Origin of the sequence: Niameybacter massiliensis (assembly GCF_001282685.1) — a bacterium.
Taxonomy (GTDB): Bacteria; Bacillota; Clostridia; order Lachnospirales; family Cellulosilyticaceae; genus Holtiella; species Holtiella tumoricola.
On the sequence record NZ_LN875035.1, the window covers coordinates 3,371,212 to 3,380,000 of the forward strand.

The 8,789-nt window shown below is 38.1% G+C and carries 5 protein-coding genes, 2 tRNA genes and 2 rRNA genes (1 of these 9 running past the window's edge); all 9 read right to left on the bottom strand.

Annotated features, from left to right (window positions below; translation table 11 throughout):
* Window positions 1-88: 88 nt before the first annotated feature.
* Window positions 89-1,963: an extracellular solute-binding protein gene (locus BN2390_RS21145; RefSeq protein ID WP_053986263.1), complete on the bottom strand. Its 1,875-nt coding sequence runs from the start codon at window positions 1,961-1,963 to the stop codon at window positions 89-91.
* Window positions 1,963-2,775: an ABC transporter permease gene (locus BN2390_RS21150; protein ID WP_053986264.1), complete on the bottom strand. Its 813-nt coding sequence runs from the start codon at window positions 2,773-2,775 to the stop codon at window positions 1,963-1,965. The genes BN2390_RS21145 and BN2390_RS21150 overlap by 1 nt, the downstream gene beginning before the upstream one ends.
* Window positions 2,776-2,781: 6 nt before the next feature.
* The gene (gene potA, locus BN2390_RS21155; RefSeq protein ID WP_053986265.1) at window positions 2,782-3,840 is read right to left on the bottom strand and encodes a spermidine/putrescine ABC transporter ATP-binding protein; all 1,059 of its coding nucleotides are present in this window, start codon (window positions 3,838-3,840) and stop codon (window positions 2,782-2,784) included.
* A gap of 13 nt (window positions 3,841-3,853) precedes the next feature.
* Window positions 3,854-4,393 carry a helix-turn-helix domain-containing protein gene (locus BN2390_RS21160; RefSeq protein ID WP_053986266.1) on the bottom strand — a complete coding sequence of 180 codons (540 nt, stop codon included), beginning with the start codon at window positions 4,391-4,393 and terminating at the stop codon, window positions 3,854-3,856.
* Between the two features lie 510 nt (window positions 4,394-4,903).
* Window positions 4,904-5,746 (bottom strand): diguanylate cyclase domain-containing protein, encoded by an 843-nt coding sequence (locus BN2390_RS21165; protein ID WP_053986267.1) that lies wholly within the window; start codon window positions 5,744-5,746, stop codon window positions 4,904-4,906.
* Between the two features lie 140 nt (window positions 5,747-5,886).
* A tRNA-Leu gene (locus BN2390_RS21170) sits at window positions 5,887-5,970 on the bottom strand.
* Window positions 5,971-5,976: 6 nt separating this feature from the next.
* Window positions 5,977-6,047, bottom strand: a tRNA-Gly gene (locus BN2390_RS21175).
* Between the two features lie 4 nt (window positions 6,048-6,051).
* A 5S ribosomal RNA gene (gene rrf / locus BN2390_RS21180) occupies window positions 6,052-6,169 on the bottom strand.
* Between the two features lie 79 nt (window positions 6,170-6,248).
* Window positions 6,249-8,789: ribosomal RNA gene (locus BN2390_RS21185) — 23S ribosomal RNA — on the bottom strand; it runs 364 nt beyond the window's last position.

The following is an 8,789-nucleotide window of genomic DNA, read 5'->3' on the forward strand; positions in this document are numbered from 1 at the left end:
TACAAGTTTTTAAAGCCCTATCCTAAGAGAAAAGAAAGGATAAACAAAATAGGGCTAACACACTTATGCGTTAGCCCTATTTATTAACTTATTTAGATGCACTAGATTTAGCTTCCATCCAGATACTACTATAAAGCTTAATAACATCTGATGGGTCTGTAAACATTTCCATTCTATCTGTTTCTTCTTCTGATGGATATGCTACTTCACTATCTCTTATTTCTTCTGGTAGAAGCGCACGTGCTTCACTAAGTGGTGTTGAATATCCAATATACTCAGCATTTCTTGCTGCAATATCCGGTCTGCATAAGAAGTCAATGTACTTATATGCATTTTCAATATTTTTAGCACCCTTTGGAATAACAATTCCATCTACAAAGAAGTTCGTTCCTTCTTTAGGAAGAGCAAATGCTAAGTCTGGATTTTCTTCTATCATCACCATAGCATCTCCAGCCCATGAAATCATAAGAGCAGCCTCTCCACTAACCATTTTTCCTTTACCTTCATCACCTACATAGCTTAATACTAATGGTGCTTGCTTGATAAGTTCTTGCTTAGCTTCTTCTAGCTCTTTTGGATCTCTAGTATTCATAGAATACCCAAGCTTTTTAAGGGCTGCCATAATCCCTTCACGTTCACTATCATACATGAAGATTTTGCCCGCATATTTAGGATCCCATAAAATATCCCAACTATCTACTTCTTCATCTACCATTGTTGTGTTATATACAATCCCTACTGTTCCCCACATATAAGGAAGTGAGTATTCATTTGTTGGGTCATAAGGTAAATCTTTAAAACGATCATCAATCTTAGAATAGTTTTCAAGTTGTGATGTATCTATCTTTTCTAGCATATCATTGTTAAGCATCTTTTCAATCATATAATCTGAAGGTACAGCAACGTCATAGCTTACGTTACCTGGTTCAAGTCTTTGATACATCTCTTCATTTGTAGCAAATTCAGAGTAAATAACTTTTATACCTGTTTCTTCTTCAAACTCTTTATTTACATCTGGATCAATATAATCTCCCCAGTTAAATACATTTACAACCTGTTGTTGTTTACTTACGCCTGTTCCACCTACATAAAGCATAACTGCAATACCTGCAACAAGAACTGCCGCAATAATTTTAGTTGTTCTAAAACGTGATGGCTGTCTTGTTTCTCTAACTTCTACTTCTTGGCCCTCTTTAACTTTCTTTTGTTTCTTACTAGAGAACACATTGCTTGCAATTAAGATAATAATAATTGTAGCAAACATGATTGTAGAAATCGCATTAATAGTTGGTGCAACACCTTTTCTTGTCATTGCAAATACTTTAATTGAAAGTGTATCTACACCAGGACCAGTATTGAAGAAACTGATGATGAAGTCATCAATAGATAATGTAAATGCAATAAATAAACCTGCAAGTACACCTGGTAAGATTTCTGGTAAAACAACCTTCTTAAAAGCATATCTTGGCGTTGCTCCTAAGTCTAGGGCTGCTTCATATATATTATAATTTAACTGCTTAAGCTTTGGCATAATAGATAAAATAACATACGGTATGCTAAATGTTATATGTGCCAAAATCAAAGTTAAAATCCCTACAGGAATCTTAAGTGCTGAGAATAATAACATTAATGATACCCCTGTTACAATCTCTGAACTAAGTAATGGAATATAAGTAATATTCATTACAAGTTTTTTCTTCCATCCTGTCATACGTTCAATTCCCATTGCAGCAAGTGTCCCTATAATCGTTGCCACAACAGAAGAAACAACCGCTATAAAAATGGTATTATAAAATGCTTGTTGAATACTTGCATCTTGAAAAATCTCCTCATACCATCTAAAGGTGAATCCCTTCCAGATTGGAAGTTTAGAATCATTAAAGGAGTAAACCATAAGGATAGCGACAGGAGCATACATAATGAGTAGAATAAGTCCTACATATGCTTTTTTTATATACTTCATCAAAATAGGCCGCCTCCTTTATCTAGTGAATCTTTTTTAGACATAAAGACAAGCGTAATTAAGATTATTATCATTAAAATTACGGAAAGAGCTGAACCAAATGCCCAGTCTCCTGTCTTATTAAATTGTTGTTCAATTAAGTCTCCAAGTAATGTTGTCTTTCCACCACCTAATAAACGTGATACCAAGAAAGTTGTAAGTGCTGGCATAAATACCATAACAATTCCTGTTATAACACCTGGCATACTAAGTGGTAAAATAACCTTTTTAAATGTTGTATATTTATCTGCACCTAAATCATAAGATGCTTCAATAATACTATTATCAATTTTACAAAGTACGTTATAGATTGGTAATACCATGAATGGGAAGAAGTTATAAACGTTACCAAATACAATGGCACTCTTCCTATATAAAAACTGCATACTAGGTAATCCTATATCATTTAAAAAGTTATTAACTACTCCTGTATCTTGTAATAAATATCCCCAAGCGTATGTACGTAAAAGGGAATTCATCCACATTGGTAAGATTACAAGAAGTAAAATAACGCTTTTACCTGACATTTGCTTACTACTTAAAATCATTGCAAGTGGATATGCAAGCAATAAACAAATTACTGTACTGATAAACGCAATTCCAACAGAATCTAAAATGTTGCCTAAGTATTTCGGATTAAGTACCTGTCTATATCCCTCTAAAGTAAATACACCTTTTTCAAAGAAACTATAGTACAAAATAATAATAACAGGTACGATTGTAAAAATACTGGCCCAAATTAGATAAGGAAGGGCTAATCTCTTTTTATACACGCTTTGTTACCCCCTTCTCATGATATGGATATCTTCTGGTGTAAGCACCATACCTACTGTTTCTCCAATTGGTGCCATTGCTGTTGAATGTACCATCCATTTATATTCATTAGAATTAATAATCATTTCATAATGTACACCTTTGAATGTAACAGATTCTACTTCACCTGTTAGCATACCTTCTTCAGCCTTAACAATACGCATATCTTCTGGTCTGATTACTACATCTACAGGTACATTATTACCAAATCCAGCATCAACACAATTAAATTCTACACCTTGGAATCTAACAAGATAATCTTTGATCATTGTTGCTTCTATAATATTACTTTCACCAATGAAGTCTGCAACAAATGCATTTTTCGGTTCATTGTAAATATCAACTGGTGTACCAATTTGTTGAACACGTCCTTCATTCATAACAGCAATTGTATCAGACATAGTAAGTGCTTCTTCTTGGTCATGTGTAACATAAATAAATGTAATCCCAAGTTGCTGTTGAATGTTTTTAAGTTCCATTTGCATCCCTTTACGCATCTTTAAGTCCAATGCTCCAAGAGGTTCATCTAGTAAAAGTACTTCTGGTTCATTTACAACAGCACGTGCAATTGCAATACGTTGTTGCTGACCACCACTTAATGAATCAATGCGTCTATCTTGGAATCCTTTAAGGTTAACAAGCTCTAACATTTCAGCAATCTTTTTATCAATCAATTTTTGATCCATCTTTTTAATATGAAGACCAAAAGCAATATTTTCTCCCACTGTCATATGTGGAAAAAGCGCATACTTTTGGAATACTGTATTAATACGTCTTTTATAAGGTGGTAATGCTGCAATGTCTTTGCCTTCGAAAAGCACTTGGCCACTTGTTGCTTCCTCAAACCCACCAATAATTCTAAGTAATGTTGTCTTACCACATCCACTAGGTCCTAGTAATGTAAGAAACTCGTTACGTCTAATATACATGTTAATATCGTTTAAAACTTGTGCACCATCGGCAAAGGTTTTAGATATATTTACAAGGTTAATAATATGTTCTGTCTGATTTTTGGTTTCTTTCATCATCCCATCTCCTTTAAAAACTTGGTGGTGTAGCAACCCAAAGGACTGTAGCCTTAGTTTTGCCAGCATTCTCTAAATAGTGGTCACCTGTTGGTCTAAAGTAAAAGCTATCACCTTTCTTAGCTTTAAACTTTTTATTACCAAGATGTATATAAATTGTTCCGGATAATACATAGCCAAACTCCTCACCTTCATGCGGTGCTTGCTCTAATGCCTTACAGCCTGGATCAATGTTAATTAAAATAGGTTCCATATCATTCTTTTGTGCATTTGGAATAAGCCATGTAATCATGTTACCAAGCTCTTTATCTTCTTTTTCGAAGACATCTTGTTTTGTAAATACGATTTTTTCTTGACTTGTTTCATTAAAGAAATCTTTAAGATTTGTTCCTAGACACTCTAAAATATCAATTAATGTAGCAATAGAAGGTGATGTTAACCCTCTCTCTACTTGTGAAATAAAACCTTTAGATAGTTCGCATCGGTCAGCAAGTTCTTCTTGAGTCAAGCCATTCTTCTTTCTAAGCTGGTTTATCTTTGCCCCAATATCCATTTTAATGCCTCCCATATTTTCTTTTATGTAATAGTTGCAAGTAATTCACTCTATGTTTACATGTAATAATAAACTTTTTGTTTACACAAATTAAACTTCAACATATGAGATTATACTCATTTTTTACCAAAACGTCAATAAGTTTTAGCAAAAAACTTATTTTTATAAAACAAAGAGTTTAGTATATATGTTCTATCTTTTTATATTTACTTTCAGCCTTATGCCTTGATACTAATAGGATTAAACTTTATTATTAAAAACAAAGTATAGTTATGATATGCTTGTTTTATTCTTTTTCTTAGGTTATGTAGTATTAATAAAAAAGTTTAGTAAAAGATAACCTTACTTAAATATAGAATTTAACATTTTTAAATATTAACTCTATTTTATTCATTTCTAATATATTATTTCATTTTAATAGCCTGTGCTTTTCATCTTACATTTATACCTTTTTTATGTAATAGAAAAAGAGATATCTTATACTAAGTTAAGATATCTCTTTTTAAACTTTTAAACATTTTCATAAAAACAATTCCTACCTAATTGTTTTGCTTTAATCATTGCCTCTTGAGCTTTTGCCAAGATTGCTTGTTGAGAAGCCCTCTGCTCATCTACTTGTACAATACCTACACTCATACTAAATGTAAGATTCTCATTTTGAAGATGTATAACTTCATTTCCATCTAAAAGAATTCTCTTTACTATTTCTAGGACCTTTTCTTTATGAATTGATTTTGTAAGTACAATGAATTCATCTGCCCCTATACGATAAGATTCCATATGCTCATCTATATGTTTATCTATTCTACTGGCTGCAGTTTCTATCACTAAATCACCTATTTGCCATCCATACTGTCGGTTATAAAATCCAAACCTATCAATGTCAAAGCATAAAATATACTCCCCTAACTCTGAATCATTCTCTGCAATCTTTAAATATTCTTCTATGTTAGATACTCTAATCATAACATCCTCTCCTTTATCGTTATAAATAGTTAGAAGATGGACTCTTGGAAAAAGCTCTCTTACATCACCTAATTTTCTCCACTCTTTAGGTGAATAGCCATAATACTTTTTAAATGTTCTAGAAAATACTTCATAAGAATGATAGCCGTAATTAAAAGCTATATCAATTAGTTTTTGGTCGCTCAAAATGATTTCTGCACCTATCAAAGATAATCTTCTTTTCTCTATATACTCTCTTAAAGATTCTCTATGTAGACAAGTAAATAATCGATGTAAGTATGATAAGGATATATAGTGTGTATCTGCTAGAACTTGCAACGAAAAGTCTTCCTTTATATGATCTTCAATATAATCTAAAACATGTCCCAAAACTTCTAAGCTTCTCATATGTTCTCCCTTCTTCTAACACTTTTATCTTATCATTCCTTTATGCCTCAAACTTGATGATTTGTATCTTTTAACATTGATATTTTTAGAAATACAAAAAAAGAGTTACTATAACTACTTATAGTAACTCTTTTTTATCATGCCCGAGACCGGAATCGAACCGGTACGAGGGTTAGCTCGCAGGATTTTAAGTCCTGTGCGTCTGCCAGTTCCGCCACTCGGGCATGCAGAGCGGGTGATGGGAATCGAACCCACGTGGCCAGCTTGGAAGGCTGGAGTTCTACCATTGAACTACACCCGCATAAATTTGGCAACCACCTACTCTCCCGGTCCGTCTCCAGACAAGTACCATCGGCCGCTTTAGTCTTAACCTACGTGTTCGGTATGGGAACGGGTGTTTCCCTAAAGCGCATCGTCACCAAAAATGCTTAGAATATTTAGTTTAAGTATAAAACCTCATACTCTCAAAAACAAATACTGCAATCATTTTAACCTGTTTTTTTAGGTCAAACCCTCGAACCGTTAGTATTGGTCAGCTACACATGTTACCATGCTTACACCTCCAACCTATCTACCTCGTAGTCTACAAGGGGTCTTACTCCATTTCTGGATGGGAAGTCTTATCTTGAGGTCTGTTTCACGCTTAGATGCCTTCAGCGTTTATCAGCTCCAGACTTAGCTACTCTGCTATAGGCTTGGCAGCCTAACAGATGCACCAGCGGTCTGTTCATCCCGGTCCTCTCGTACTAAGGACAACGCCTCTCAAACTTCCTACGCCCACGACGGATAGGGACCGAACTGTCTCACGACGTTCTGAACCCAGCTCGCGTACCGCTTTAATGGGCGAACAGCCCAACCCTTGGAACCTGCTTCAGCTCCAGGATGCGATGAGCCGACATCGAGGTGCCAAACCTCCCCGTCGATGTGAACTCTTGGGGGAGATAAGCCTGTTATCCCCGGGGTAGCTTTTATCCGTTGAGCGATGGCAATCCCACTTTCATACCACCGGATCACTAAGTCCTACTTTCGTACCTGCTCCACCCGTCGGTGTCGCAGTCAAGCAACCTTCTGCCTTTGCACTCTACGAATGGTTTCCGACCATTCTGAGGTTACCTTTGAGCGCCTCCGTTACTCTTTCGGAGGCGACCGCCCCAGTCAAACTGTCCACCTGACATTGTCCCAAACCCGGATCACGGGCTATGGTTAGAAGTTAAGTATTACAAGAGAGGTATCCCACCGGCGGCTCCATGCAGACTGGCGTCCACACTTCTTAGCCTCCCTCCTATCCTGTACATGTAATACCCAACCTCAGTATCAAGTTACAGTAAAGCTCCACGGGGTCTTTCCGTCCTGTCGCGGGTAACCAGCATCTTCACTGGTACTACAATTTCACCGGGTGCGCTGTCGAGACAGTGCCCAAATCATTACGCCTTTCGTGCGGGTCAGAACTTACCTGACAAGGAATTTCGCTACCTTAGGACCGTTATAGTTACGGCCGCCGTTTACTGGGGCTTAAGTTCAAAGCTTCGGATTACTCCTAACCTCTCCCCTTAACCTTCCAGCACCGGGCAGGCGTCAGCCCCTATACTTCACCTTTCGGTTTAGCAGAGACCTGTGTTTTTGCTAAACAGTTGCTTGGGCCTATTCTCTGCGGCCTACCGAAGTAGGCACCCCTTCTCCCTAAGTTACGGGGTCATTTTGCCGAGTTCCTTAACAACGCTTCTCCCGTCGGCCTTAGGATTCTCTCCTCATCCACCTGTGTCGGTTTACGGTACGGGTACCTATCACGCAATAGCAGCTTTTCTCGGCAGTGTGGATTCAGGAACTTCTCTACTTTAATTTCGATCCGTATCGTACTTCACCCTCGTCTAGCGGATTTGCCTACTAGATGCGGCTTTGTACTTACACGCAGCTTTCCATTCTGCGCCTTCCCTATCCTTCTGCGTCCCTGCAGTTCTGATAATAGGTAGTACTGGAATTTCAACCAGTTGTCCATCGACTACGACTTTCGTCCTCGCCTTAGGTCCCGACTTACCCAGGGCAGATCAGCTTTACCCTGGAAACCTTGGATATTCGGCCTAGAAGATTCTCACTTCTATCTCGCTACTCATTCCGGCATTCTCACTTGCATAAACTCCACAGCTCCTTACGGTACTGCTTCTGCGTCGATGCAACGCTCCTCTACCAATTGATCTAAGATCAATTCCATAGCTTCGGTGGTATGTTTTAGCCCCGGACATTTTCGGCGCAAGATCTCTCGACTAGTGAGCTATTACGCACTCTTTGAATGTATGGCTGCTTCTAAGCCAACATCCTAGTTGTCTTCGAAATCTCACATCCTTTTCCACTTAACATACACTTGGGGACCTTAGCTGATGGTCTGGGCTCTTTCCCTTTTGACCACGTGTCTTATCACTCGTAGTCTGACTGCTGTTGGTATCTTTATGGCATTCTTAGTTTGATATCCTTCGGTAAGCTTGTGGGCCCCCTAGGGAATTCAGTGCTTTACCTCCATTAGACTCCTAACAACGCTAGCCCTAAAGCTATTTCGAGGAGAACCAGCTATCTCCGGGTTCGATTGGAATTTCTCCGCTACCCACAGTTCATCTCCACCTTTTTCAACAGATGTGAGTTCGGACCTCCATTACCTTTTACGGTAACTTCATCCTGACCATGGGTAGGTCACCCGGTTTCGGGTCTATTCGCAGCGACTAAATTGCGCCCTATTCAGACTTGGTTTCCCTTCGGCTTCGTACCTCCTGGTACTTAACCTTGCCACTACGAATAACTCGCCGGACCGTTCTACAAAAAGTACGCGGTCGCACTCATATGGTGCTTCCACTGCTTGTAAACATAGAGTTTCAGGTTCTTTTTCACTCCCCTCCCGGGGTTCTTTTCACCTTTCCTTCACAGTACTATACGCTATCGGTCACCGAGGAGTATTTAGGCTTGGGGGGTGGTCCCCCCGGCTTCCCACAAGGTTTCTCGTGTCTCGTGGTACTCTGGATACTGCTAGGCTTCAATCAGATTTCGTCTACGGGAT